The organism is Pseudomonadota bacterium (genome assembly GCA_013285465.1).
GTDB lineage: Bacteria > Pseudomonadota > Alphaproteobacteria > Micavibrionales > CSBR16-224 > CSBR16-224.
In genome coordinates, this window is the sequence record CP053449.1 from 2,583,181 (window position 1) to 2,609,460 (window position 26,280).

The window sequence follows — 26,280 nt, forward strand, 5'->3', positions numbered from 1 at the left end:
TTACGGCTTAATCAGCCTGTTCATCACGACACTGGCGGTTAAATCGCCCGTGACATTAATCGTCGTCCGGCACATATCCAGAATACGGTCTACCGCCAGAATCATCGCAATCCCCTCCGCCGTTACGCCGATATTGTGCAGAATCGTCGATAAAATCACCAGCCCGACTCCCGGCGTGCCGGGTGAACCGACCGAAGCACCGACAATTGTCACCGCCAGAACGCAAGTTTGGGTTAATGTCAGATCAATCCCGAAGACCTGCGCCAGAAACAGCGCCGCAATCATCTGGTAAATCGCCGTCCCGTCCATATTGATGGTTGTTCCCAACGGAATGACGAAGTCGGAAATTTCGGGGCGCAGCTTCAAATTATCTTCCGCCACGCGCAGCGTAATCGGCATCGTCGCCGCCGAGCTTGACGAGGAAAAGGCCAGAATTTGCGCATCTCGGATATGTTTTAAAAACAGCCATGGACTGCGCCGTCCGATCACCGCCACCAATGTCAGGTAAAAAGCCAGCAAACTTAAAAGCCCCGCCAGCACGCAGCCCATATAAACCGACATTGCTTTCAGCGTATCCATGCCCAGCTGTGCCGTCAGCCCGCATAAGAACGAAAAAACCGCATAAGGCGCAATCATCATCGCCCAATCGACAAATTTCATCGAAACCGCCTGCAGGGATTCCATGAAAGACACCAGCGGCGCGGCGCGCGCCTGCCCGATAGACAGTAAAGCAACGCCCAAAAGCACGGAACCGATCACGATTTGCAGCATGGCTTTGTCAAACAGCGCCTTCACCGGATTAACGGGAAAGATCGACATCAGCATTTGCGGCAAAGGCGGGCGGTTTTGCACAATCGGCAAATCACCCAGCTGCGCCGCTTTCGTGCCCGCATCCACCAACAGCTCTTGCGGCACATAACGTCCCGGCTGTACGATTGTGGCGATACTCACCCCGACAATAACGGCAAAAATCGTTGTTGCGACAAAATACAAACCGACCCCGATACCGGTATTGCGCAAATGTTCGACATCGCGCCCCGAAACCACCGCCAAAGTGACGGAACTGACAACCAGCGGCACAACAATCATGCTGATCAGCGCCATAAAGATATTGCCCGGCAGGGATATCCAGGGAAGAACGGCTTCCAGCTGCGCGGCACTTAGCAGCCCCAGCCCGTGCGCCGACATCGCATATCCTGCCAACAGCCCCGTCAGAATACCTGTCAGCATTTTTTTCCAAAGCGCCATTTTCAGCTCGGTCCTTCCTGATTTTTTGCAACGCCGCCTTTTTCCGGCGCAACGATTTCCACCTTGATACGGTCAGGGTCTTCAAAATATACCGCATAACTCTCTTCGCCGCCAGCATGGGGATATGTCTCCTGATATAGCAGCGTCAGACCGCGCCGCATCAGTTTTTCCGCCGGCTCTGCCAATATGGTGCGGCATAAGCCGTTTTTCCCCGCTTTATTTTACGGATAACCTTGACACTTCATATTCGCGCATGTTACGAATCCCCCTTGAGGCTAGGTAAAAAATTACGAAAATGAAAGGATTTTCAACTATGTCATCCGTCCTGAAAGTTACAAAAGACAATTTTGAGACAGAGGTTCTCAAATCAGACAAACCCGTTCTGGTCGATTTTTACGCCGATTGGTGCGGCCCGTGCAAATCTTTGGCACCGACCATTGATGAAATCGCCGGTGAACGCGCTGACGAAATTAAAGTCGTTAAAATTGACGTTGATGCCGATCCCGAAATCGCTGCAAAATACGGTGTCCGCTCCATGCCGACACTGGTTGTTTTCAAAGAAGGCACAGCTGTTTCCGGTGTTGCCGGCGCATTGCCGAAAAGCGACCTGAACGCATTCATTGATGATGCGCTGACGAAAGACCCCGCCGAAATCGCCCGCCAAATGGAAGAAACCGGCAAAAAAATCGTCAACACCATCTTTGATAAAGCGCTGGAACTTGGCCTTGTCACGGACGAAGATGCCGCAGATAAAGGCGAAGCGCTGGATACGCTGTTCAAGACCGCAATGATGACCGGTACATTGACACAAGACGATATCCAAAACACCGGCGGCGACCCGATTGCCGTTCTGGAAGCGATTGCCGCGAAAAAAAACGGCCCGGCCAATGATGCAGGCAATGATGCTGATCTGGATGGCGGTAAGCCCTCTCCGAACACGCCTTCCGCAAAATTGAAAGACTCTTTCGATGGCGCAATCGGCAATGCCCGTGAAAAACTGCATGATGCCGCAGACACATTGTCCCATGTCGCAGACGGTTTGAAAAACCCGGAAGTTCAGGAAAAACTGAAAAACGACGTCAAAGACGCCGTTGAAACCGGTAAAGCCGTCGGCAAAATGGCGACACAAGCTGCAAAAGAGAAAATGAAGAAATTCTTCGGCGGCAGAAAACGCTAAGTTTTTCTCAAAAGACGGAATACAAAAAGGCCGGGGCAATCCGGCCTTTTTATTTACTCCGGCTGGGGCTTCCCTTCCAGTAGAGCAATCAGTTCCTGCAAAATACGTTTACTGCCCTGAACGCGCAGCGCCGGATCATCCCAGCTGCGGATATAGGCAAGGCTCTGATCGGGACGCAATTTAACCGTCCCCGCCGCCCGCTGGATATAGCCGACCAGCCGTTCAACGGCGGCAAATTCGTTTTTATAAAATGACACTGTCGCGCCTTTCGGTCCGGCCTCCAGTTTTTCCACACCGGCACGGCGGCACAGATGTTTGATGGTCACGGTCTGCAGCAGATTTTCAACCTCACCCGGCAAGTCGCCGAAGCGATCGATCATTTCCGCGGCAAAACCGTCAATCTCCTCCTCGGTTTCCAGCCCGCCAAGGCGGCGATACAGCGACAGGCGCAAATGCAAATCACCGACATAGCGTTCGGGAATCATCACCGCAATGCCCAGATTGATCTGCGGCGTCCATTCATGGCGCACAGTTTGCTCTTCTCCCGCGCTGCCCGCCGCGTTTTTAAAGCGGATTTCCGCCACAGCCTCTTCCAGCATTTTCTGGTAAAGCTCGACCCCGATTTCACGGATATGGCCGGACTGATCCTCGCCGAGCAAGTTCCCCGCACCGCGAATATCCAGATCATGGCTGGCCAGCTGAAAGCCCGCCCCCAGCGTATCCAGCCGCTCGATCACCTCCAGCCGCTGCAAGGCGGTCTTGGTCAGCGGTTTTCGCGCATCATAAGTCAGATAGGCATAGCCGCGCTGTTTTGACCGCCCAATCCGCCCGCGCAACTGGTAAAGCTGCGCCAGCCCGAACATATCGGCGCGGTGAATCACCATCGTATTGGCATTGGGAATATCAAGGCCGGATTCGATAATCGTTGTCGCCAGCAGAATATCATATTTGCCGTCATAAAAGGCCGAAACACGGTTTTCCAGCTCTTCCGTCGCCATTTGTCCATGCGCCGTCACAAATTTCAGCTCCGGCACCAGCTCTTTCAACTGTTTCTCCAATTTGGAAATATCCGCCACACGCGGACAAACATAGAAAGACTGCCCGCCGCGGTGATGTTCACGCATCAGCGCCTCGCGGATAATGACGGAGTCAAATACCGATACATAAGTCCGCACCGCCAGACGGTCAACCGGCGGCGTGGTAATCAGGCTCATATCCCGCACACCGGCCATTGAAAGCTGCATCGTGCGCGGAATCGGTGTCGCCGTCATGGTTAAAACATGCACTTGCGAGCGCAGTTTCTTCAGTTTTTCCTTCTGCTTCACACCAAAACGCTGTTCTTCATCAACAACCAGCAATCCCAAATGCGCGAAATCAATCTTGTCACTTAAAAGCGCATGTGTGCCGACCACAATATTAATACTGCCGTCTTTTAAGCCTTCCCGCGTCTGTTTTGCCTCTTTGGCGGAAACAAGCCGCGATAATTGCGCGATTTTCAGACCGAAACCGCGAAAACGCTCATGAAATCCCTGATAATGCTGGCGACACAAAAGCGTCGTCGGGGCAAGAATGGCCACCTGCACACCTGACATTGCCGCAACAAAGGCTCCGCGCAGCGCAACCTCCGTCTTGCCAAAACCGACATCGCCGCAGATCAGCCTGTCCATGGCATGGTCCTGCTCCAGATCCGCAATAACATCCTTAATGGCATTTTCCTGATCTTCCGTTTCAGGATACGGGAAACCTGCGGAAAATTCCTGATATAAACCATCGGCAACATGCAGGGAATCGGTCTTGTTCAGGATGCGTGCCGCCGCAATTTTCATTAATTCTTCCGCCATTGCCAGCAGATCTTTCTTGATCTTGGCCTTACGGCTTTGCCATCCCGCACCGCCCAGCCGGTCAAGCGCCACCGAGACACTGTCACTGCCGTAGCGTGATAAAACTTCAATATGTTCAACAGGCACGTACAGCTTATCACCGCCCGCGTACAGTATTTTCAAAAAATCATGCGCGGCATGGCCGACCGAGAGTGTTTCAAGCCCACTGAAAACACCGATGCCGTGTTCTTCATGCACAACATAATCACCGTCATTTAGAACCGATAAATCTTCCAGAACATCCTGCAATTTGCGGGATTTTTTCTTTTGCCCCGCAGGGCGCACCAAACGGTCTCCCAGAATATCCTGCTCGGTTATGACTGTAAAATCAGTGGCTTCAAAGCCGCGCTCCAACGGCAGCACCGCCGTTCCGGCCATGTTTTTCTTAAGCGCAGACAGGCTGTCAAAAGACCCGACCGGCAGCACGGCGCCAAAACCGTGCTGTTCCAGAACCGTCTGCATTCTTTTACATGCACCCTCGCTATAACCTGCGATCAAAACGCGCCGGTCATCTTTCAGTAATGCCCGTATGTGTGTGATTAAGGCATCATACACATTTGCGCCATCCTGTACGCGCACATCCGAAAAATCACGACCGCGCCGTGCAACGGTTTTTTCCGTCTTACCTTCACCCGGCGCAGGAAAAGGCAATAACAAATGCACGGCCTCTGCCGCCGTCAATATCTCCGCCCAGCGATTGTGATCAATATAGTGACGCATAGCGGGTATCGGCTTATAAGGCGCGGAAAAACTGCTTTCCGCCATATTTTCGCGCCGTGCTTCGTAAAAATCATAAATCTGTTCAAGCCGGCTCTGCCGTGCCGCCTCGGCATTTTCTCCGAAAACCAGCACCGCTTCCGGCACATAGTCCGGCAAGACCTCCATTTCTTCATAAAACAGCGGCAGCCAATGTTCCAGCCCTGCGGTTTTCCGTCCTTCGCTGACGGCGTTATAAACAGGGTCTTCTTCTTTTTGTGTGACCGCCCCGAATAATTCACGGTAAGCGCCGCGAAAGCGTTTGATTGTCTTTTCATTGAGGAAAATTTCCGACACCGGCTGCAGCGAAAATCCCGCAGCCTCCCCCGTACTGCGCTGGCTCAACGGGTCAAAATATTTTAAAGATTCAATTTCTTCGCCGAACAGATCAATACGCAGCGGCGTCTCTTCATTTGCCGGAAAAATATCAAAAATACTGCCGCGCACGGCGTATTCTCCGGCCTCGCGTACTGTCTCGACGCGGTGATAGCCATTCGCGGCAAGATAGGTCGTCAACGCCTCCATATCCAGAAAACCGCTTTTTTTGATATCAAAAGCCGTTTCTTTCAAAACGCTGCGCGGCAGAACCTTCTGCACGACGGCATTCACCGTCGTTAGAATAATAACAGGACGGTCTTTTTTCCGGTGCAGCAGATAAGACAAAGCCTCAAGCCGTGCGCCGGATATGCCGCTTGTCGGCGAAACCCGGTCATAAGGCAGGCAATCCCAGGCCGGAAAACAGATAATGTCAGCCTCTACGCCCAGAAAGCCGAGCATCATTTCCACGCGGCGCATTTCTTCCTCATCCGCTGCGATATAGAGCGGCGGATGGGACGTATCTGCAGCCAAGGCCTTCAGAACAAGCGCTTCCGCACCGGCAACCACACCGTAATGTTTCCGGAAATCGCGGTAAGCGGGGATATTTTCAAGATTTTCCCGCTGCGTCAGTTCGGGCTTCATCACTCTTCTGCCTGTCTGTTCCAAATTCCGTCCATACGGGATGTTAAAATGAAAGAAACCGCCGGATCGTCCCAGCGGTCTCTTCTATCACAGTTCCGCACGGGGCGGAATTTTTTTTGCAAAAACAGGTTTAAGGCTGTTTCTTATTATCCGGCTTTTTCGGTGCCGGACGTGTTGTTTTATTATCGTTTTCGGATTTCTGCTGCGCCGCAGGCGTCGTATCATTTGCAGTTTGATCCGGCGTTTTCGCAGCCTTTTCAGCTTCACGTTTTTCGCGGCGCTGCATTTCTTCGAATTTTTTCGCCAGCGACATAAATTTATGCGCTTTCATTGTTTCGTCAAAAGCGCGGCTGGCCGCCTGTTTCACGGTTTTAAACGCACCTTTGTAATCCAGCAGACCGCCGGGCGTTTCGACTTCCGTGACTTCCATCGACATCAGCTCTTTTGCCTCGTCGCTGGAATAGAATTCATCCAGCCATTTCAGATTGTCTTTAATATCATCCGCGGCATCACTGCCTTCGGCTTCCATTTTTTCGACAATCTCTTTCATCGCTTCAACCTGATCCTTTTTCGGATCAATGTTCAAATGCTTGCGTACAACACCTGTCAACACGCGGACTTCCGCCATTTGCGGAAGAATCTCGTAAGCGGTTTCAATCGTGCTGTTGCGCGGATTAATCAATGTGTGGTGCTGGTCATTCAAAGCCTGGCCAAGGTCACGCACCAAAAGCTCAACATCGCCGACATGAAGAATCTTTTTGCGGTGCTTGCTGACAGCCTTCGCAAAGGTTATACCCAGCTTTGCCAAAGTAAATTTCGGGATCATTGTGCTATTTCCTTTTGGTGTTTGTATTGTCTAGAATTCTTACTTACAAAAAATTTGCGTGTTTGAACAGCATTATCCTATATATTACATATGTTCTTGTCAATTTAAAATTATGCCGAAAATTTCCGCAATAAACTATCCAGCTGATCCAGATCACGGTATGAGATCGTCATCGTGCCGCGCTCGGGATGCCCGTTTTCCGGGTCAATCGTCACTTTCAGCCCCAGCTGGCCTGTCAGTTTTTCTTCCAGCGCAATCAGATCAACACTTTTCTTTTCCGGTTTTGCCGCGGCTTTTTTCGCTATTTTGCCCTTCACCGCTCCGGCGGCGCGGCGTTCCGTTTCACGCACGCTAAGTCCTTGTTTAACAACAATATCTGCCAGCGCCTTCATATCCGCAGCACCCAGAATCGCACGGGCATGTCCTGCGCTCAATAATCCTTCACGCAAATAATCCGCAACAACGACAGGCAGCTTCAACAGGCGCAGCGTATTGGCAACATGGCTGCGGCTTTTGCCAAGCTGTCCGGCCAGATCTTCCTGACGGTAGGAAAATTCTTCGATCAGGCGCTGATAACCTTCCGCTTCTTCCACAGGGTTCAAATCCTGACGTTGCAGGTTTTCAATCAGCGCGATTTCCAGCGCCGTGCGGTCATCAATCTCTTTAATGACAACAGGCAGATTATGCAGCTGCGCTTCCTGCGCGGCACGCCAGCGGCGCTCCCCCGCGACAATTTCGTAATCGCCGCCATTAAGCGGGCGCACCAAAAGCGGCTGCAGCACGCCGTGAATTTTCACCGATTCGACCAGCTGCTTCATTTTTTCATCCGCAAAATGACGGCGCGGCTGGTATTTTCCCGGCACCAGCGCCGTGACAGGCAGTTCCTGAATTTTTACACCCGCCTTACGAGCCGCCGTTTCAACAGCGCCGGATAATTCCCCTTCATCCGCATCTTCCGCCAAAGCCGCTGCAAAATCGGCATAATCGGATGCGCCATCCTGAAACAGAGCATCGAGGCCGCGACCAAGGCCGCCGCGTTTTTTCTTTTTCATCTGTGATGATTGTCCGCTCATACTGCCTCCTTAGTTATGCCGCTTCTTGGCCCTTCTGTTTCTCCGCTTTCGTGCGGCTGTGGCGGCGCAGAACTTCCCGCGCCAATTGAATATAAGCCTGCGATCCCGGGCAACGCATATCATAAACAATTGCCGGCAATCCATAGGACGGCGCCTCGGAAATACGAACATTCCGTGGAATAACCGCCTTAAACACCTTATCGCCAAAATGCGCACGCACATCTTCCGCGACCTGACCGGAAAGATTATTGCGCTTGTCATACATGGTCAGAACAATGCCCTCCAGTGACAATCTGCTGTTAAAGCTGCTGCAAACCCGCTCAATCGTGCGTACCAGATGCGCCAGACCTTCCAGAGCGTAAAACTCGCATTGCAGCGGCACAATCACGCCGTTTGAACAAACAAGCGCGTTTAAAGTCAATAAGTTAAGCGATGGCGGGCAATCAAATAACACATAATCAAATGCCGTCCCGTCATATTTTTCAAAGGCTTTGCGCAGCCGCGATTCGCGGTTTTTTGCGTCCACCAGCTCAATCTCCGCACCGGACAAATGAACTGATGACGGAATCACAAACAGGCGCGGCACGCGGGTTTCAACAGCCGCCTCCGCAACGCCGCACTCTCCGAACAATACTTCATATGTGCCGTTGACGCGGCTGGCGCGGTCAATACCGAAGCCGGTAGAGGCATTTCCCTGCGGATCAAGATCCACCAGCAGAACCCGCCGCCCGACAGCCGCCAAAGCCGTTGCAAGATTCACCGCCGTCGTCGTTTTACCGACGCCGCCTTTTTGATTTGCGATACTGATAAAATGTGTGTCTGTCTTTTTTCTTGTCATGATGGGTATTATAGATACAGGAATTTAAACCCGCATTCCAGCAGAAAATGTTTCACGTGAAACATTTTACAGCCGTGCGATCTCTTCCAGCACCAGCACAACGCCGTCATCACCGGTTATACTTGGCTGTTTTTTAATGGAAAATTTCCAGTTTTCCTGTGCTGCCGCAATTTCCTCCTCTGCCGTCTGGCCTTTCAGGAAAATACAGGAACCTCCCCCTTTCAAAAGCGGTGCGGCGTAATCCAGCAATTGCGGTAAAGCGGCCAAAGCACGTGCCGTCACAATTTCCGCATTCCGTACCGGTGATTCTTCGATACGACAGGCATGAACTTTAACGGGCGCATCACAGGCCCGCGCGACTTCACGCAGGAATACGGCTTTACGGATATCGGATTCGACCAGATGTATATCTTTTACACCCAAGATAGCCAAAACCAGCCCCGGAAAACCGGCGCCACTGCCGATATCGACCAATGCGCCGGTTTTTTCTTTCACAAGCGGGTAAAGCTGCGCCGAATCCAGAAAATGGCGCTGCCACATATCGGTAAGCGTATTCTTACTGACAAGATTGATACTGTTTTGCCATTTTTCAAGAAGCTCTGCATAAAGTTCCAGACGCGCGAATGTTTCACGTGAAACATCAAAACCGGCGCTGTCGCAAAATTCCTGATATTGCATGGGGTTTACGCTGTTTTACGGCTGTTTTTGGCGGATTTTCCGCCTTTTTTGACGTAGCGCAAAAGCGCGACCAGTGCCGCGGGGGTTACACCGGAAATGCGCCCCGCCGCCTCCAGCGTTTTCGGGCGGTGTGCGATAAATTTCAAACGGATCTCCTGCGACAATCCGCCGATGCCGTCATAATCGAGGTCATCGGGGATTTGCAGTGATGCGTCCTTGCGGAACATATCGACATCCGCCTGCTGCCGTTCAATATAGCCGGAATATTGCGCGTCAATTTCGATTTGCTCGCGAATAGCGGGGGAAATCTCTGCCAATTCCGGCCAGATTTCCGTCAGTGTCTCAAAGCTCACATGCGGGAAACGCAACAGCTCAAAAGCGGAGCGGCGCACACCGTCCTGTGTAATATCAATCCCGCGCTGCGCCAGCGCATGCGGGGTTTCCTTCATTTCCTCGCGCATTTTCTGCTGTGCGGTCTCCAGAGCCGTTATTTTTGCGGTAAACGCCGCCGCCCTTTCCGTACTGACACAGCCGATCACAATGCCCCGCGACGTCAGACGCTGGTCGGCATTATCAGCACGTAGCAGCAAACGGTATTCGGCGCGCGAGGTAAACATACGGTAAGGCTCCGTCACGCCCAGCGTGACCAGATCATCAATCATCACGCCTGCATAGGCTTCGGCGCGGTCAAGTGTAAAGACCTCTCCCTCGCCGGCAACGCGGAGGGCGGCATTAATGCCTGCAATAAGGCCTTGCGCCGCCGCTTCCTCATAACCTGTGGTGCCGTTGATCTGTCCTGCCATAAACAGCCCTTCGGCTTTTTTCACCTCCAGCGTATGTTTCAATGCGCGGGGGTCAATATAATCATATTCGATGGCATAGCCATGCTGAAGAATGACGGCATTTTCCAGACCGGGAATGGTTTTCAAAACCGCCTCTTGCACATCTGCGGGCAAGGAGGTTGAAATACCGTTCGGATAGACCGTATCATCATCAAGCCCTTCGGGTTCAAGGAAAATCTGGTGGCGTTCCTTATCGGCAAAACGCACGACTTTATCTTCGATCGAGGGACAGTAACGCGGGCCGGAGCTTTTGATCTGGCCGGAATAAATCGGTGCGACATGCAGGTTGTCGCGGATTAGCTCATGCGTTTCAGGGCTTGTATAGGTAATGTGACAGCTGATCTGCGGCACGGTGATTTCCGTTGTCAGGAAGGAGAACGGCACAGGCGCGGGATCGGCGAATTGTTCTTCCAGCACATCCCAATTGATGGTGGTTCCATCCAAACGCGGCGGTGTGCCTGTTTTTAACCGTCCCAGCGGCAGTTCCAGCCTGTCCAGTGTTTCAGCAAGGCCGATCGCAGGCGCTTCGCCGATGCGCCCGGCCGGTGTGCGGGTCGTGCCGCGATGGATAATGCCGCGCAGGAATGTTCCCGTTGTCAGCACAACAGCTTTGCAGAAAAGCGTATCACCCGCATCTGTGACAACAGCTGTGACGCTATTTTGATCATCCAGCAGAATATCTTCCGCCGCCGCTTCCAGTACAGCGAGATTTTCCATGTTGAAAATCATGTCCTGAATGGCGGCGCGGTAAAGTTTGCGGTCGGCTTGTGTGCGCGGCCCGCGCACAGCCGGACCTTTGCTGGCATTCAGCATACGGAACTGGATTCCCGCCTTATCTGCCGCGCGACCCATAATGCCGTCCAGCGCATCAACCTCGCGCACCAGATGCCCCTTACCCAACCCGCCAATGGCAGGATTGCAGGACATGGCACCGATCGTGTCTTTTTTATGGGTGACAAGACATGTTTTCGCGCCCATACGTGCGGAAGCCGCCGCAGCTTCGCAACCTGCATGCCCGCCACCGATGACGATGACATCATAATCCTGTTTTGCCCGTGTTTCGGACATGGCACTGTCTTTCCGATTTATTAGGGTTTCTTTGGTATTATGAATATAGAAGAGCCGGAAATTATGCAACAAAAAACTGCCGCTATCTGCCATAGCGGAATGAGGTCTTCATGGATAAAACGGATAAAAAGACCCGTAACCTGACAGAGCGCCAGCTTGAAGGCGATTTCACCAGCCATGCGACGCCGTTGCGGGAATTTTCGCTGATTTCCGATGTTTTGCGCGAATTTTTTATGAATTATACGCCGGAAGGTCTGGAAAGCTTAGCGCAGCAGCGGCTGCATGATCTGGATGTCGCCGGACAGCGCGTTATGCAGTATCATCTTGATTTTGAACTGGAAACAGTCGATATCGATATGGATAGCGATAGGCCGGAAGAAGAAAAAGCCCGTCTGGCGCAATTTTACGCCCGTAATCCGCTTTTTGCCAAGGCGCGGGAAGAGTTTCAGCTGGCCAGCAGCGCCCTCTCGGCCATTGACGGCAAAGCCGCCTTTCAGATCATCGGGCATATTCAGGAAACCATCAATAATGTCGTGGATACGATGCGCAGCAAAAAGCAAATTGAAGCCATGCACAGAAATCCTTTCATGCCCCCTTCCCCCAACGGCAAAACACGGATACACTAACAAATAAGAACAATCTGCTTATCACCTTAGCCAAAGGCTTATTTCCATTGTCAAAAAACCGCAAGCATTTCCCCAGCGCTGACGATATTCTTGCTTTCGTCAAAGATAGCGGCACGCCCGCAACCAAACGCGAAATTTCCCGCGCCTTCCGCATTCAGGGGCAGGACCGCGTTGCCTTTAAACAGCTTTTAAAACAAATGGTCGAAGACGGCATGCTGGCGCAGACTGCCGGAAAAAGCTATGCGCCGCCGGGCGGTCTGCCTGACGTAACGACAGTCAAAATCACGGAAATCGGCGGTGACGGCGAATGGCTGGCCGTGCCGGAAAAATGGCATGGTGACGGACGTCCGCCGCTGGTGATTATGAAGCCCGGCAAGGATAATGACCCCGTCGGCACAAAAGCGCTGGTGCGGCTGCGACCTGTGCACGGACAGAACAAGACCTATGAAGGGCGGATTATCAAACATTTCAGCCCGCATGAACACAGCACGCATATCGTCGGCACCATTCATTTCCCGACGCCGGATGCTGCACTGTTTTTTCCCGCCGAGCGCGGCAACCCCGCCCCGCTGCCTGTTCCGAAAGAGTTTCTGGAGAAGGTAAAGGAAAACGATCTTGTTGCCGCCGTTTATACGCCGGGACGCGATATCCGTATCGTCGATGTGCTGGGACAGCAGGATGACCCCAAGCTTTTGACTCTGATTGCCATTTATCAGGAAGGCATTCCGAATGTTTTCCCTGATGAGGTTTTAAAAGAATGTGAAGATATGTCCGTACCGGAAGTCGGCGGCGCACGCAAAGATTTGTCGCATATTTCACTGGTCACGATTGACGGCGCGGATGCGCGCGATTTTGATGATGCCGTTTTCGCCGAGCCCGATACCGACCCGCAGAACAAGGGCGGTTGGCATATTGTTGTCGCGATTGCCGATGTTTCCTATTACGTCCGCCCCGGTACGCCGCTGAACGAACATGCGCTGGAACGCGGCAATTCCACCTATTTCCCCGACCGTGTTGTACCGATGCTGCCGGAAAAACTGTCGAACGAGCTTTGCTCGCTGATGCCGAATGTGCCGCGCGCCTGTATGGCTGTGCATTTATGGATTGATAAACATGGCGAGCTGCAAAAATATGAATTCATCCGCGGCTTGATGAAATCAAAAGCCCGCCTGACTTATGAGCAGGTGGAAGATGCCCATAACGGCCATCCCGACGCGACGACAAAGCCGCTGATGGAAACCGTCATCAAACCGCTTTACGAGGCATTTCATGTTCTGGACAAATCACGCACGGTGCGCGGTGCCTTGGAGCTGGATCTTCCCGAATATCAAGTGCGTCTGAACGAGGACGGAACGGTAAAAGAAATGACGCGGCGCACGCGGCTGGACAGTCATAAGCTGATCGAAGAATTTATGATTCTGGCCAATATTGCCGCTGCGCAGGCGATCGAGGATAGCGGTGTCCCCGGCATCTTCCGTATTCACCCGCCGCCGGAATCCGGACGGCTGGCCGCCGCCAATGATTTCCTGAAATCCATCGGGCAAAGCGCGGCCAAGGCGCTGAGTCCTGTGCCAAAAGACATTAATGCGATTTTGGAAAAAGTCAAAAACACCAAATTTTCCGAAGTCGTCAATACCATCGTGTTGCGCAGCCAGAGTCAGGCTCTTTATCATCCTGAGAACAAAGGACATTTCGGCCTGTCGCTGACACATTACGCGCATTTTACTTCTCCCATCCGCCGTTATGCCGATCTGATCGTGCACCGCGCCTTGATCCGCATTTTTAAGCTGGGCAAAGACGGGCTGACGGATGATGAAATATCCCAGATTGAATCCATTGCCGATCACATTTCCGAGACCGAGCGCCGTTCCATGGGTGCGGAGCGCAAATCCGTTGACCGTTTCGCCGCGCTGTATCTGAAAGACCGCACCGGTGCGGAATTCCGCGCCACCATCGGCGGGATGAGCCGTGCGGGATTATTTGTGACATTGACGGAAACAGGCTCGGACGGGTTTATTCCCTGCCGGCTTTTGCCCAATGATTACTATATGCATGATGAAAAACGTCATATGCTGGTCGGGCGTAAAACAAAATTCTCTTTCCAGCTTTGCGCGCCTGTGAAGGTCAAGCTGAAGGAAATCGATGTCATGGGCGGCAGTATGATTTTCACGCTGGTGGAATATGACGGCCGCGAGATGCCCGAACCGCCGCCCGATGGCGGTATGCGCAAGCCTTATAGACAGGCGCGGCGGAAAAAGCTTAACGATGACGGCAAAAAACGCGACAAGCGCGATTTTCAGAAAAAGCACAAAAAGCCGAAAGGTAAAAAGCGGCAGAAATAAGCGCTAAAGCGGCTGGCGGATCAGCAGATTGACCCAGACACAGCCGCCGGCAACCATTAATGTTGCCGGAATAATCGTCCAATGCGGTTTCATGCCGAAAAACACTACCGTCATCAGCACGGACAGAATAATCATATTGAAGATGTTGACCGGCGTCACAAGGCCGGGATCAAACCATTGATAGCTTTTCGCCACCATGAAATTGCCGAAAAAGAAAAACAGCGGCAGTGACAGCAACATGCGCGTCAGCTCCGTTGTTTTTGCGTAGATACCTGCCAATGTCGTGGACATCAGATGGCCGCTGGTAAAGAAAATTCCCGCAAGAATGGCGGCATGGGCCAGAATGGAAATCGGCAAAAGCTTGAAAAACTGCAACAGCATTTTGCCGGAAACACCCCTACTGGTTCATTGCCTGGAAGAAATCGTCATTGCATTTGGTATCCCGCATCTTGTCGACAAGGAATTCTACAGCATCGACGGTGCCCATCGGGTTGAGAATACGGCGCAGAACCCACATTTTCGACAATGTGTCCTGATCGACCAGCAATTCCTCTTTCCGTGTACCGGATTTTTGAATATCAATGGCCGGGAAGACACGTTTGTCGGAGATTTTGCGGTCAAGCACGATCTCGGAGTTACCTGTTCCCTTGAACTCCTCAAAGATGACCTCATCCATACGGCTTCCGGTATCGATCAATGCGGTGGCGATAATCGTCAGCGAGCCGCCCTGTTCAATATTCCGTGCCGCGCCGAAGAAACGTTTCGGGCGTTGCAGGGCATTGGCATCAACACCACCGGTCAGAACCTTACCGGAGCTGGGGACGACGGTATTATAAGCACGCGCCAGACGCGTGATGGAATCAAGCAGAATGACGACATCGCGTTTATGTTCGACGAGGCGTTTTGCTTTTTCAAGAACCATTTCCGCAACCTGAACATGGCGGGCGGCGGGTTCGTCAAATGTCGAGGAAATAACCTCACCCTTGACCGAACGGGCCATATCCGTCACCTCTTCAGGGCGCTCGTCAATCAGCAGAACGATCAGATAAGCTTCGGGATGGTTGGTTTCAACCGAATGCGCGATATTTTGCAGCATCACGGTTTTACCTGTCCGCGGCGGCGCAACGATAAGTGCACGCTGTCCGAAACCGAGCGGCGAGACAAGCTCGATCACCCGCTGCAGCTGTATCTGCGGCTGATGGCCGCCCTTGCTGTTGGTTTTCGGCATACCGATTGTCGGCAGGGTCGGGTTTTCCAGCTCCAGCGTGATTTTTCTTTCCGGATAGAGCGGGGTCAGATTGTCAAAATTGATGCGGTGTTTCAGCGTATCGGGTTTCGAGAAATTGACCGAGCTGACTTTCAGCAGGGCAAAATAGCGCTCGTTATCTTTCGGGGCGCGGATTTCACCTTCAATCGTGTCACCTGTGCGCAACCCGAAGCGTTTGATCTGGCTGGGCGATACGTAAATATCGTCAGGACCGGGAAGATAGTTTTCTTCCGGAGAGCGCAGAAAACCGAAGCCGTCTTGCAAAATTTCGAGAACGCCGTTGCCGACGATGGATTCATCCTTATCTGCCAGCCGCTTTAAAATAGCAAACATGATTTCCTGTTTGCGCATAGAGCCGGCATTTTCAACGCCCATCTCTTCCGCATAGGTTAAAAGGTCGGCAGGTGATTTGGATTTCAGTTCTTGGAGATTCATGAAATATTACCGTTGATGATGTTGGGGATGGGTTTATAACGTCGGTTGATACAAAGCGGGTTCAAAAGATATGTCTTTTTCCCTGATACGCGGCCAATAATGAGGCCGAAACGCAAAACTCCTAGATTTCCTATTATTTATAAGGGGGAATTGTTGTCGTTATTCAGATGTAACATGTTTTTTCTAGCCGATTCCCACCCCCCTGTCAACATAAACTATGCCAAAAGGAACAGGGGCTATTTTCGGCAAAGCGTCCCGGGCAGGGGAATAACGCCCTCGGCGGCCAGCCATGACAGCCCCGCCTGCAGGCATATTGACTGCACCCAGCGCAGACGCGGCAGCTCCTGCGGTACGGATCGCCACGCATTATCCGCAAAATATCCCGTGACCGTCGCGACAACGGAGAGGACATCCTCCCGCGGATATTGATGTCCCGAGACCTCTTCATAATATTTGATAATGCTCTGCGGCGGAATGCCGCTTTCCGCCGCCACGCATTGTGCAAACAGCACAACATCCAGCAGCACCTGCCCCCAGCAGGTATCCGTCCAATCCACAATAACGGCGCGGAATTCGGGGTTAAACAGGATATTGTCCGAGCGCAGATCGAAATGCACAACGCCTTCCGGCCCCGTCATTGCGCGCATACGGCTTTGCAGGCGTATAAGTTCGGGCAAATGTGTCTCCAGCCAGTGCCGCGCCGCATCCGCATCTTCAAACAGCGCCGCAAAATGCTGCTGGCGGTTTGAATCATCTTCTCTTTCAAAGCGTTTCCACAATCTTTCGCCAAGAAAAAAATCACTGACATGATTGCTTTCCCGTCCGTCAGGCAAATCCGCAACATCGCCGCGCATAACACTGCTGTGCAGTCGCCAGAGCAGATCAACCACCGCCTGCGTTTTTGCCACGGTCCAGGGTAAGGCGGTTTGGCCGTCCACCATATCCCAGATTCCCAGCCGCCAGTCATCTTCATCTCCGACGGAGATACTGCCGTGAAAACGCGGCGCCAGCTCCTGCAAAAATTTGAGTGTTTTATAGGCGTTGATTTCTTGCTGCAGCGCCTTAGCGCCGTGCGCCGTCTGGCCGGGATGGGATCCTTTTATAAAATATTTCCCGCCATCCGCCGCGGTCGCACGGAAACAGGCCGACGGGCTGTAGCCGCCCCAGGCAATGTCCGCGTTTAAGATTTTTCCGGTGATTTTTTCGATTTCCGACAACACTTCCGGCGGCAAATCCGCCCATTCCGGGCGGGCCTCTCTTTCCGGCGGCTCGGGCAACGCCGGATGAAATGCGGGGGAAGACTCCGTCGTCATTACTCGGCAGCCATATCCTGTACGATCGGCATGCCTTCGATTTTCAGCTCTTCATCCGACAGATTGACCATCCCGTCGGGCGTGACATGCACGGTGGTTTTGAACAGCGAATCCTTGAACAGCATAAAAGCTTCAGCCGTATAGCCGCCGTCTTCATCCTTGGACAGAATTTTGACCGGATGCACCATTTCCTGAATAACCTTGCGTCCCTGTGCCGGCGGTTCGGTACGCCAGTGAATTTCATCCACGCTTTCGATCACGATAAAACGCCCGTGACGACCGCGCACATAGGTAAAGAAGAAACGGATATAATCCGCCACATTGCTGTCGCTTAATTTGACGGGCGCTTTCTCATTCACGTCATAGATGGTCTGGTTCGTCCAGTTGACGACATTGACATCATCTTTTTTATAAATGGCATATTTACGCACGGAAGGAACAGCGGATAAATCCGTCATTTCCAGAAAGGAATAATCCGGGTAAAAGGGCAAACGGCGCTTGCGGATCGTTGTTGAATCCGGATTGAACGGGATCGGTTCAATATGCGGATTGATCTCGTCAAGGAAAGCCGGAACATCCGGTGTATCCAGTTTTTCCCATTCAACTTGCGGCATTGCGTTGGCTCCTGCTGTCATTTCCGTTCATCCTCAAAACTGTAGCATATTCCCGTCCGATTCCTCCACAGGCTTTGTGGAAAAAACTGTATGAGATGTGCACAACTGTACAAAACCCGTCCGGCGTCATTTTTTTTCCCCGTATCTATACGGCCTTATCCGTTTATTTTTACAGGCAGCATGGTTTCTGCACAGCTTGTGGAAAAACCGCTTTTTCTTAAATAAAACCGTCGCTTGACCTTTTCTTGCCCTGTGGGCTTTCTTGTGAAAAAGTCTTTATGCACAGGATTCACAGCACCAACCTACAAAAACAATATTCTTTTTCTTTTTAATTGTTATTTGTTTTTATTTGGACAGCGCGTGAAAAAATGGCATCTTCTAGTCATTCCTGATCGGTGTTCGGTCAAGAGGGATGAGTTTAGACGAAAAGCGGTAAAGAAAGGCTTAAAGCGGTGACACAGGCAGTCAAAAAAAATGCGGACGGACAGAAGAAGCCCCTGCTGGCGGTGCTTGCGGGGGAAAAAGCGGCGCGTCCGCCTTTCTGGTTTATGCGGCAGGCCGGGCGGTATCTGCCGGAATACCGTGCTTTGCGCAAAGATGCGGGCAGTTTTCTGGATTTGTGCTATACGCCGGAACTGGCGGCGGAAGTCACCGTACAACCGCTGCGCCGTTACGGTATGGATGCGGCGATTCTATTCTCCGATATTCTGGTTGTACCGCATGCTTTGGGGCAGGAAGTGGCTTTTCAGGAAGGCAAAGGGCCTGTTCTGGGCGCATTGGATATCGGTGTGCTGGATGTTGACAATCTCCATGACAAGGCAGCGCCTGTTTATGAAACCGTGCGCAAAACCCGGGCATTGTTGCGGGAAGATCCCGCATTGGACGACCAGGCGCTGATCGGTTTTGCCGGTGCACCCTGGACTGTTGCAACCTATATGGTTGAAGGCGGCGGCAGCAAGGAATTCATGAAAATCCGTGAAATGATGTACCGGAGCCCGGATCAGCTGGATGCGCTGATCGCTGTCTTGACCGAAGCAACCATAGCCTATCTGTCACGGCAGATTGAGGCCGGCGCAGAGGCCATACAGATATTCGACAGCTGGGCAGGCATTTTGCCCGAAGATATGTTTGAGAAATATGTGATTGCGCCGACAGCGGAAATTGTCGCGGTTTTGCGGCAGGATTATCCGGACGTGCCGGTCATCGGCTTCCCGAAGGGTGCAGGACTGCTGTATAAAAACTATGCAGAGCAGACCGGCGTGACGGCTTTGGGGCTGGATTATACTTTACCGCCGGAATGGGCTGCGCAGGAGCTGCAAAGCATTTGTCCCGTGCAGGGTTGTCTTGATCCTGCCCTGTTGCTGGCCGGAGGCGATGTTATGCTGGCGGCGGCGCAGCGCATTCTGGATGTGTTTTCCGGCGGGTCGTTTATTTTTAATCTTGGTCACGGCATTAACAAAGAGACGAAACCGGAAACGGTGGCGCAGCTTTCCGCTTTTCTAAAAGGGTCGACATAAAATAATGGCACGCAGACTGGCAGTTGTGTTGATGAATCTTGGCGGCCCTTTGGGGCGCAAAGACATTTATCCGTTTCTGCTGAATTTTTTTTCCGACAAGAATATCATCGGCGCGCCCTATCCTTTGCGGCGCATGATCGCAAAGCTGATTGCTTCACGCCGGTCAAAAGGTGCCGCGCTGGAAGCCTATCGCGAGCTGGGATATAAATCACCTTTGTTGAAAAATACGCGGGCGCAGCAAGAGGCGCTGGAAGCCGCTATAAAGAAAAACCTGCCGCAGGGTTTTGGCGCGGTGCGTGTTTTTACGACCATGCGCTACTGGCATCCGCGCAGCGGTAAGGTTGTGCTGGATGTGAAGGATTACAACCCCTCACATGTTGTTTTACTGCCGCTTTACCCGCAATATTCCACCACAACGGTGAAATCCTCGATTGAAGACTGGCAACAAGCCGCCGGTGAACACGGCCTTGTTTGCAATACGACGCCGGTTTGTTGCTGGCCGTTTCAAAACGGTTTTATCGCCGCCTCGGCCGACCGTATCCGCAGCGCCTGGGAGAAAGCGCGCCGCCTGAATCCGCATATTGAGTATCGTGTGTTATTTTCCGCACACGGGTTGCCGGAGAAAGTCGTAAAAAAAGGCGACCCCTATCAATGGCAATGTGAGGAATCGGCGGCAAAAATCGCAGCGGCAACGGGGATTGAAAATATTGACTGGGAAATTTGTTATCAAAGTCGCGTCGGGCCGATGAAATGGATTACGCCGTCGACGGATGAGGCTTTGAATAAGGCGGCGCAGGACGGTAAAGGCATTCTGGTCTATCCGCATGCTTTTGTCTCGGAACATGTGGAAACGCTGGTTGAAATTGAAAATGAATACCGCGAAACTGCGCGGCATCTGGGTATTCCGGATTTTGTCCGCGTCGCAACGGCGGGAACGCATCCGCTTTTTATCGACGGATTGGCGGATCTTGTGCATTATGTGCTGGATCAGCGCCCGCAACCCGCACTGTATTGCGGACATTCGCGCGGGCGGATCTGTCCGGGTACATATAAAAACTGTGCCTATCAAATCTTGAAAAAAGGATAAAAAAATATGCAGGATTTTTTGCTGGGAATCTACGACTGGTTAAGAGCGCTTCATATCATCGCGGTTATCAGCTGGATGGCGGGAATGCTGTATCTGCCGCGTCTTTATGTTTATCACTGCGCAGCGGAAACGGGATCGGAGCTGTCAGAAACGCTGAAAATCATGGAACGCCGCTTGCTGCGCCTGATTATCAATCCGGCGATGATCGTCACATGGCTGCTGGGGCTGAGTATGCTGTACAGCAATCCGTCATTGCTGCAGAACCCGTGGATGCATGTCAAACTGACCTGTCTGGTGCTGATGCAGCTTGTACACGCCTTTTTTGCCAGAAGCCGCAGGAATTTTGACGCGGATAAAAATACCCGCTCACAAAAATTCTACCGCTTTGCCAATGAAGCACCGACGGTCTTGATGATTATTATCGTCATTATGGTGATTGTCCGCCCGTTTTCCGGCTGAGTTTTTTAAAGCCAGGCAGGGCGTTCCGGCATAAGCAGTGCCAGGGCAAAGAAAATCACCAGCGTCATAATTGCTGCCAGCATGCCCGACATGCCGCCGGGGGGGAGCGCCTGCTTTCCGGCATCAGCGCTTTGAAACGACATGACTTTCTTCAAGGCACCGGCACCGAAAAAACGCACGGTGAAATAAGCCATGACGGCAAGTCCGCCCGCCAGTGTGAAATCATAGATCATCTGTTCATTCGCGGGGGTTTCCGGTGTGAGCGCCATACCGCGGAGGCCGGCAAAAAACCACGCGCCCGCCAATGCGGCGGCGATTGTTGTGCCGACGGCGGCGCCGACTTTGCGCGGCTTATCCGTCAATGATTTGATGGCCTGATCTGCAAAGACAACACAGGCTCTCGCATATTTGTCGGATAATCCGCGCGGATAAAGGGTTTTGACATGTTGCAGCATTTTCTTTTTCGTCATACTGCCGGTATGGGAGAAAACATCTTTGACCAGCCGCAATTTCATCGCGGTTTTCATCAGGGCTTCGGTCGCCATCGGGCCTTTGACGATTTTTTGCAGGGCGGCAATGCCGGATTTTACCTGCGGGTCGAGGAAATCATCAATATGCAGAATACAGGATTGATATCCGGCAAGCTGCGCATCATAGCGTTTGCCGCCGATGGAGAACTCCGCCGTGCCGTATGGAATTTCAACATGGTAATGCAGTTCCGCCTGCGGCGGCGTGTGTGCAGCTGCTTGCGTCGCAGGCTGTCCCGCCGTTTGCGGTGATGTTGTTGCGGGTGTTGCCGCTGCTGCTGCCGCTGCCGTAAGGGCATCAAGACTTTCAGGATCGGGCATGACCATGGAAATTGCCGCATGCTGCTCCGTCGCCAGCTTGGTTTCGCCGCCCGTTGCCTCCAGCAGGTCGCGGATTTCCGCAGGCATATTGGCGGTACTGATGCTCATATTCGTGAAAGCTTCAAAAGCGACGCTGTTGTGAAGACTGACATAGCCGGTTTTGTTGCATTCCGTGCAGCCGACATATTTCGTGCCGCGGCATTTCGGACATTGTATATATTTCAAGCCGCGACATTCACGGCAAATAGCGTCTTTTTTACCGAAACATTCCGGACATTTTATTTTTGTGCCGCCCGCACCCGGCAGTTCGCCCAGTCCCAGACAGCGCAGGCAGTCGGTTTTACCGAAACCCTTGCATTCGATACAGGGGGTCTGGCCTTTGCCGTGGCAGTAACCGCATTTATCCTGTTTTTTGCCTTTGCATTTCGGGCATTTTTCGTGACAGGTATAGTCTGCGTTTAATTCTTTCAGGGCGAATTTTTGTTGGCTTCCCCAGCCCAGCAGCGGTGCTTTTTTCAAATATTCACCGGCCAGAATGACGGTTTTGGGATTGCTTAAATTCTGTGTTTTTAAAGCCGCAATTTTTTCCTGCATCTCCAGCTTGGAGTTACAAAAAGTGCCTGTTTTGTCTTGTCCGGCGGTGCGGCTTTCGATGATTGTGGGCGTTAGTTGCAAAGTAATCGGGATATCAAAAGCAAAAACATCCTGTTTTTTCTTCGCGACCCGGACATCGGTGCCGGAAAGTCCGTTACCGGTAACCCAGTCCGTGATATGTTTTGCGGCGGTCTCGGCCAGATCAGGCACGCCCTTTTCAGGGGGATAGGGTTCTTTTCCCCAGACATAAGACGGCGGCACGGCGGCACGGACAGGCGGCGGTGTCTGCGTTTGTGAAGGCGGCGGTGTTGCAGCCCCCTTCTTTGTCTGCGTTGCTGTGTCGTCTGTTTCCGGCAAGGAAAAATATCCTTAAAACAGTTTATTAAAAAATATTACGCTTCGGAGGCTTTGCGTTGCTCCGCCGTTAAAAGATTACGCGCGAGGAAATCCGCGGTGCGGACATTGGCTTCGCGGGCGGCATTCTCGTCAAAATGTTCGCCGCCGATCCGTGCGAAAGCGTGGTCAACGCCCTGATAATGGAAAATTTCGATATGGTCATAAGCCGAAAGTGTTTTTATAATTTTTTCCTGCGCTTCCGGCGGGACGAATTGATCTTTTTCCGCGATATGCATCAGTAGCGGCTTTTTAATCTTTTCAGCGCCGTCCAGCGCATCCTGAATACCGACGCCGTAATAGCTGACATTGCAATCCGCATCGGAATTTACCGCCGTCAGATAGGCCAGTTTGCCGCCAAGACAAAAGCCGATCGTGCCGACTTTGCCGTTTGTGCCGGGATAGCCGCGCATATGATTGATGGTGGCGATCAGATCCTCCACGCCTTTTTCTTCGTCAAAACCTTGATAAAGTTCGAAAGCGCGCGCCCATTCCTCCTCCGTATGGTCGGTCAGTTGAATGCCGGGCTCCTGCCGCCAGAACAGATCGGGGCAAACCGCGACATAGCCCTGATAGGCCAGATTGTCGCAAATCGCGCGCATGACGCCGTTCACACCGAAAATTTCCTGAATGACGATAACAACCGGTGCGCCGTCCTCCGCTTCTTTTTGTCCGGAGAGATAGGCTGAAAATGTACCGCCGTCGCTGCTTTTGATCGTGATGTCGGTCATATGTGCAAAGCTCCTCAAGCCTTATAGAAACCGTGAAGGTTTTCTGATAAACTCCCGTAAAACTATATCGCAACAAAATCAGGCTGTATAGGCCGGAGCATAAAGAAATTCATGGAGATGACGGAGTCTTTTTACAAAGCGCATGTTTTTTGCTGCAATAATGAACGGCCTGCAGGCCATATACGCGGCTGTTGCCGTGAAAAAGGCGGTGTGTCGTTGCAGAATTACATGAAAGTGCGGGCAAAAGAGCTCGGCATCGAGAAAACGCGCATCAACAAGGCCGGTTGTCTTGACCGCTGCGAGCTGGGGCCTGTGATGGTGATCTATCCCGAAGGGGTCTGGTACCATTACGCCACGCGCGAGGATGTGGACGAGATTCTTGAAACACATTTGCTTGGCGGAAAAATTGTCGAAAGGTTGCAGCTGGAAAACGACCAGACGGAACTGACACCTGCGCAGGCAGAGTCTTTGGCTTGTGTCATGCAATGTATGCCGCCCAAAACAGAGCCGGAAGAAACGGGGAAAGAAGTATGACGATTTTTGCCCTGTCCTCCCCGCCCGGCAAAGGCGGTGTGGCCGTCTTCCGCGTATCCGGCCCAGCGGCTTTAAACAGCTATCACGCCCTGACAAAACGGAAAAAATCCCTGCCGCCGCGCAAGGCGACCTATTGCCGTATGATGCATCCTGTCAGCGGCGATGTGATTGACCGCGGTCTGGCGGTTTATTTTCAGGCACCCGCCAGTTTCACCGGCGAAGATGTGGTGGAATATTATACCCATGGCGGTACGGCAGGTGTGGCGGCAATGCTGGCGGCGCTGGGAGCCTGTGAAGGGCTGCGCCCCGCGGAAGCCGGAGAATTTACCAAATCGGCAGTCTTGAACGGCAAGCTTGACCTGACCGAGGCCGAGGCTGTCGGCGATATGATTAATGCCGAAACCGAAATCCAGCATCAACTGGCCGCCGCACAATATGAAGGCAGCCTGAAACAGCTTTATGACGGTTGGACGGCGCGGCTGGTGCAGATGCTGGCCTATCAGGAGGCGGAAATCGAATTCCCTGACGAGGATATGCCTGACGGTATCGCGGAAGAACTGCGGCCGCAAATTGCGGAATTGCTGGCCGATATGCGCGCGCATCTGGATGATGCCAGAAAAGGTGAAAGGCTGCGTGAGGGCCTGAAAATTGTGATACTGGGCCCACCGAATGCCGGAAAATCAAGCCTGCTGAATGCGCTGGCCAAACGTGATGTGGCAATTGTGTCCGAAACGGCGGGGACGACCCGCGACGTGATTGAAGCGCATCTCAATCTGGGCGGTTATGCGGTGACGCTGACGGATACGGCAGGGCTGCGCGGCGAGACGCAGGATGCGATTGAAAAAGAAGGTATGGCACGGGCGCGCAGCCATGCGGCGGAGGCGGATTTGAAGGTGTTTTTATTCGATGCGGCAGAGGGGTTTGATAAGGCGTTTTTTAAAGAGATTGATGTGCAAACGCTGCTGGTAGCCAATAAAACCGATGCGGCGGAGAATGTGAAACTTCCTGAAGGGGTGTTGCCGCTTTCCGTGAAAACCGGGGACGGGCTGACATTCTTCCTGAAACGGCTGACGGATGAGCTGGCGCAGCGTTGGGCGCTGCCGAAAGATCATGCGCCGCTGCTGACGCGGCAGCGTCACCGCGATACGCTGGAAGAAAGCGCCGCGGCGCTGGAACAGTCACTGGCGGCGGAATTGCCCGAGCTGGCAGCGGAGGATTTACGGCTGGCGCTGCGTGCATTGGGCAGGCTGACAGGCCGCGTCGATGTCGAGGCTTTGCTCGACGTTATTTTCCGCGATTTCTGTATCGGGAAGTGATCTTATTTTTTAATGCCGGAAAGCAGCTCCGCTGTTTGCGCGGCGCTGTCCACAGCAGCCATGCCGACGGTGTGATAACCGGAATCGACATGCATCACCTCGCCCGTCACGCCTGCGCCGAGATCGGAAAGCAGGAACAGGCCGGCACCGCCGACATCTTCGATCGTGACATTGCGGCGCAGCGGGGAGTTATATTCATTCCATTTCAGAATATAGCGGAAATCGCCGATACCGCTGGCGGCCAGTGTGCGGATCGGGCCTGCGCTGATGGCATTCACGCGGATATTCTGCGGGCCGAGGTCATTGGCGAGATAGCGGACGGAGGCTTCCAGAGCCGCTTTGGCAACGCCCATGACATTGTAATGCGGCATCACGCGTTCCGCGCCGTAATAGGTCATGGTGACCATGCTGCCGCCGTCGCTCATCAGTTTGGCGGCGCGGCGGGCAACGGCGGTAAAGGAATAGACGGAAATATCCATCGTCATCATGAAATTATCGCGGCTGGTATCAACATACATGCCTGTTAATTCGTTTTTATCGGAATAGGCGATGGCGTGAATCAGGAAGTCGATTTTGCCCCATTCTTTTTCCAGCGTCTCGAAAACAGCATCCAGACCGGCCTCATCCGTAACATCACAGGGCAGAACCAGTTTTGAACCGGTTTTTTCCGCCAGCGGGCGCACGCGTTTTTCCAAGGCCTCGCCCTGATAGGTGAAGGCGAGTTCCGCACCGCATTGATGCAGTTTCTCGGCAATACCCCATGCGATGGATCTGTCATTGGCAACACCCATAACCAGACCGCGTTTTCCAGACATCAGCTCAGACATAGTTTTGTTTCCGTCTCTTCCAACTTGTTTT

The 26,280-nt window shown here is 52.6% G+C and carries 22 protein-coding genes and 1 pseudogene; 8 read left to right on the top strand and 15 right to left on the bottom strand.

The window, feature by feature from the left end; genetic code table 11:
• Complete coding sequence (locus HND56_12425) at positions 1-1,248, bottom strand: dicarboxylate/amino acid:cation symporter (GenBank protein ID QKK06437.1); 1,248 nt, start codon at positions 1,246-1,248, stop codon at positions 1-3.
• 2 nt (positions 1,249-1,250) lie between these two features.
• Positions 1,251-1,433 (bottom strand): hypothetical protein, encoded by a 183-nt coding sequence (locus tag HND56_12430; protein QKK04160.1) that lies wholly within the window; start codon positions 1,431-1,433, stop codon positions 1,251-1,253.
• A 128-nt stretch (positions 1,434-1,561) separates the two neighbouring features.
• On the opposite strand from HND56_12430, the gene trxA reads away from it, so the two are divergent.
• Positions 1,562-2,425 carry a thioredoxin gene (gene trxA / locus HND56_12435; GenBank protein ID QKK06438.1) on the top strand — a complete coding sequence of 288 codons (864 nt, stop codon included), beginning with the start codon at positions 1,562-1,564 and terminating at the stop codon, positions 2,423-2,425.
• 53 nt (positions 2,426-2,478) lie between these two features.
• Here trxA and mfd read toward each other — a convergent pair whose 3' ends face one another.
• The 6 genes from mfd to mnmG all read right to left on the bottom strand — a co-directional run bounded on the left by mfd (position 2,479) and on the right by mnmG (position 11,346).
• Positions 2,479-6,021 carry a transcription-repair coupling factor gene (gene mfd / locus HND56_12440; protein QKK06439.1) on the bottom strand — a complete coding sequence of 1,181 codons (3,543 nt, stop codon included), beginning with the start codon at positions 6,019-6,021 and terminating at the stop codon, positions 2,479-2,481.
• A 130-nt stretch (positions 6,022-6,151) separates the two neighbouring features.
• Complete coding sequence (locus HND56_12445) at positions 6,152-6,847, bottom strand: hypothetical protein (protein ID QKK06440.1); 696 nt, start codon at positions 6,845-6,847, stop codon at positions 6,152-6,154.
• 110 nt (positions 6,848-6,957) lie between these two features.
• Positions 6,958-7,899: a ParB/RepB/Spo0J family partition protein gene (locus HND56_12450; protein ID QKK06655.1), complete on the bottom strand. Its 942-nt coding sequence runs from the start codon at positions 7,897-7,899 to the stop codon at positions 6,958-6,960.
• Positions 7,900-7,933: 34 nt separating this feature from the next.
• Entirely contained in the window at positions 7,934-8,758 is an 825-nt protein-coding gene (locus HND56_12455) for a ParA family protein (GenBank protein ID QKK06441.1), read from the bottom strand.
• Between the two features lie 66 nt (positions 8,759-8,824).
• Positions 8,825-9,436 (bottom strand): 16S rRNA (guanine(527)-N(7))-methyltransferase RsmG, encoded by a 612-nt coding sequence (gene rsmG / locus HND56_12460; GenBank protein ID QKK06442.1) that lies wholly within the window; start codon positions 9,434-9,436, stop codon positions 8,825-8,827.
• 5 nt (positions 9,437-9,441) lie between these two features.
• A complete protein-coding gene (mnmG, locus tag HND56_12465) occupies positions 9,442-11,346 on the bottom strand; it encodes a tRNA uridine-5-carboxymethylaminomethyl(34) synthesis enzyme MnmG (GenBank protein QKK06443.1) in 1,905 nt (634 codons plus the stop codon).
• Between the two features lie 110 nt (positions 11,347-11,456).
• On the opposite strand from mnmG, the gene HND56_12470 reads away from it, so the two are divergent.
• Together HND56_12470 and rnr are read left to right on the top strand one after the other, a co-directional pair.
• Entirely contained in the window at positions 11,457-11,972 is a 516-nt protein-coding gene (locus tag HND56_12470; GenBank protein ID QKK06444.1) for a hypothetical protein, read from the top strand.
• A 47-nt stretch (positions 11,973-12,019) separates the two neighbouring features.
• Positions 12,020-14,314, top strand: a complete 2,295-nt coding sequence (gene rnr, locus HND56_12475; protein QKK06445.1) for a ribonuclease R — start codon at positions 12,020-12,022, stop codon at positions 14,312-14,314.
• Between the two features lie 3 nt (positions 14,315-14,317).
• Here rnr and HND56_12480 read toward each other — a convergent pair whose 3' ends face one another.
• The 4 genes from HND56_12480 to HND56_12495 form a co-directional block, all read right to left on the bottom strand.
• Entirely contained in the window at positions 14,318-14,695 is a 378-nt protein-coding gene (locus HND56_12480) for a hypothetical protein (GenBank protein ID QKK06446.1), read from the bottom strand.
• Between the two features lie 16 nt (positions 14,696-14,711).
• The gene (rho, locus tag HND56_12485) at positions 14,712-16,016 is read right to left on the bottom strand and encodes a transcription termination factor Rho (protein ID QKK06447.1); all 1,305 of its coding nucleotides are present in this window, start codon (positions 16,014-16,016) and stop codon (positions 14,712-14,714) included.
• A 236-nt stretch (positions 16,017-16,252) separates the two neighbouring features.
• The gene (locus HND56_12490) at positions 16,253-17,329 is read right to left on the bottom strand and encodes an aminoglycoside phosphotransferase family protein (protein ID QKK06448.1); all 1,077 of its coding nucleotides are present in this window, start codon (positions 17,327-17,329) and stop codon (positions 16,253-16,255) included.
• Positions 17,329-17,964: a hypothetical protein gene (locus HND56_12495; protein QKK06449.1), complete on the bottom strand. Its 636-nt coding sequence runs from the start codon at positions 17,962-17,964 to the stop codon at positions 17,329-17,331. Before HND56_12495 ends, HND56_12490 begins: the two co-directional genes overlap by 1 nt.
• Before the next feature lie 431 nt (positions 17,965-18,395).
• Here HND56_12495 and HND56_12500 point away from each other — a divergent pair, with 431 nt between their 5' ends.
• Genes HND56_12500 through hemJ form a run of 3 tightly spaced genes read left to right on the top strand, consistent with a single transcriptional unit; the run spans position 18,396 to position 21,006 of the window.
• Complete coding sequence (locus HND56_12500; protein ID QKK06450.1) at positions 18,396-19,460, top strand: uroporphyrinogen decarboxylase; 1,065 nt, start codon at positions 18,396-18,398, stop codon at positions 19,458-19,460.
• A 4-nt stretch (positions 19,461-19,464) separates the two neighbouring features.
• Positions 19,465-20,547, top strand: coding sequence for a ferrochelatase (gene hemH, locus HND56_12505; GenBank protein QKK06451.1), 1,083 nt, complete (start codon positions 19,465-19,467; stop codon positions 20,545-20,547).
• Positions 20,548-20,574: 27 nt separating this feature from the next.
• Positions 20,575-21,006: a protoporphyrinogen oxidase HemJ gene (gene hemJ, locus HND56_12510; protein QKK06656.1), complete on the top strand. Its 432-nt coding sequence runs from the start codon at positions 20,575-20,577 to the stop codon at positions 21,004-21,006.
• Between the two features lie 5 nt (positions 21,007-21,011).
• Here hemJ and HND56_12515 read toward each other — a convergent pair whose 3' ends face one another.
• Positions 21,012-22,805, bottom strand: coding sequence for a hypothetical protein (locus HND56_12515; GenBank protein ID QKK06452.1), 1,794 nt, complete (start codon positions 22,803-22,805; stop codon positions 21,012-21,014).
• Between the two features lie 35 nt (positions 22,806-22,840).
• Complete coding sequence (locus HND56_12520; GenBank protein QKK06453.1) at positions 22,841-23,572, bottom strand: dienelactone hydrolase family protein; 732 nt, start codon at positions 23,570-23,572, stop codon at positions 22,841-22,843.
• Between the two features lie 117 nt (positions 23,573-23,689).
• Between HND56_12520 and HND56_12525 the strand changes: the two are divergent.
• Positions 23,690-24,010, top strand: a pseudogene (locus HND56_12525) ((2Fe-2S) ferredoxin domain-containing protein).
• Positions 24,011-24,057: 47 nt separating this feature from the next.
• Complete coding sequence (gene mnmE / locus HND56_12530; protein ID QKK06657.1) at positions 24,058-25,422, top strand: tRNA uridine-5-carboxymethylaminomethyl(34) synthesis GTPase MnmE; 1,365 nt, start codon at positions 24,058-24,060, stop codon at positions 25,420-25,422.
• A gap of 2 nt (positions 25,423-25,424) precedes the next feature.
• On the opposite strand, the gene fabI is transcribed toward mnmE, so the two are convergent.
• Positions 25,425-26,249, bottom strand: coding sequence for an enoyl-ACP reductase FabI (gene fabI, locus HND56_12535; GenBank protein ID QKK06454.1), 825 nt, complete (start codon positions 26,247-26,249; stop codon positions 25,425-25,427).
• Positions 26,250-26,280 lie beyond the last annotated feature (31 nt).

Coding starts and splice junctions, on each gene's coding strand:
- HND56_12425 (QKK06437.1), bottom strand. CDS start 1,248: ATGGCGCTTTGGAAAAAAATGCTGACAGGTATTCTGACGGGGCTGTTG.
- trxA (QKK06438.1), top strand. CDS start 1,562: ATGTCATCCGTCCTGAAAGTTACAAAAGACAATTTTGAGACAGAGGTT.
- mfd (QKK06439.1), bottom strand. CDS start 6,021: ATGAAGCCCGAACTGACGCAGCGGGAAAATCTTGAAAATATCCCCGCT.
- HND56_12445 (QKK06440.1), bottom strand. CDS start 6,847: ATGATCCCGAAATTTACTTTGGCAAAGCTGGGTATAACCTTTGCGAAG.
- HND56_12450 (QKK06655.1), bottom strand. CDS start 7,899: ATGAAAAAGAAAAAACGCGGCGGCCTTGGTCGCGGCCTCGATGCTCTG.
- HND56_12455 (QKK06441.1), bottom strand. CDS start 8,758: ATGACAAGAAAAAAGACAGACACACATTTTATCAGTATCGCAAATCAA.
- rsmG (QKK06442.1), bottom strand. CDS start 9,436: ATGCAATATCAGGAATTTTGCGACAGCGCCGGTTTTGATGTTTCACGT.
- mnmG (QKK06443.1), bottom strand. CDS start 11,346: ATGTCCGAAACACGGGCAAAACAGGATTATGATGTCATCGTCATCGGT.
- HND56_12470 (QKK06444.1), top strand. CDS start 11,457: ATGGATAAAACGGATAAAAAGACCCGTAACCTGACAGAGCGCCAGCTT.
- HND56_12480 (QKK06446.1), bottom strand. CDS start 14,695: ATGCTGTTGCAGTTTTTCAAGCTTTTGCCGATTTCCATTCTGGCCCAT.
- rho (QKK06447.1), bottom strand. CDS start 16,016: ATGAATCTCCAAGAACTGAAATCCAAATCACCTGCCGACCTTTTAACC.
- HND56_12490 (QKK06448.1), bottom strand. CDS start 17,329: ATGACGACGGAGTCTTCCCCCGCATTTCATCCGGCGTTGCCCGAGCCG.
- HND56_12495 (QKK06449.1), bottom strand. CDS start 17,964: ATGACAGCAGGAGCCAACGCAATGCCGCAAGTTGAATGGGAAAAACTG.
- hemH (QKK06451.1), top strand. CDS start 19,465: ATGGCACGCAGACTGGCAGTTGTGTTGATGAATCTTGGCGGCCCTTTG.
- HND56_12520 (QKK06453.1), bottom strand. CDS start 23,572: ATGACCGACATCACGATCAAAAGCAGCGACGGCGGTACATTTTCAGCC.
- mnmE (QKK06657.1), top strand. CDS start 24,058: ATGTATGCCGCCCAAAACAGAGCCGGAAGAAACGGGGAAAGAAGTATG.
- fabI (QKK06454.1), bottom strand. CDS start 26,249: ATGTCTGAGCTGATGTCTGGAAAACGCGGTCTGGTTATGGGTGTTGCC.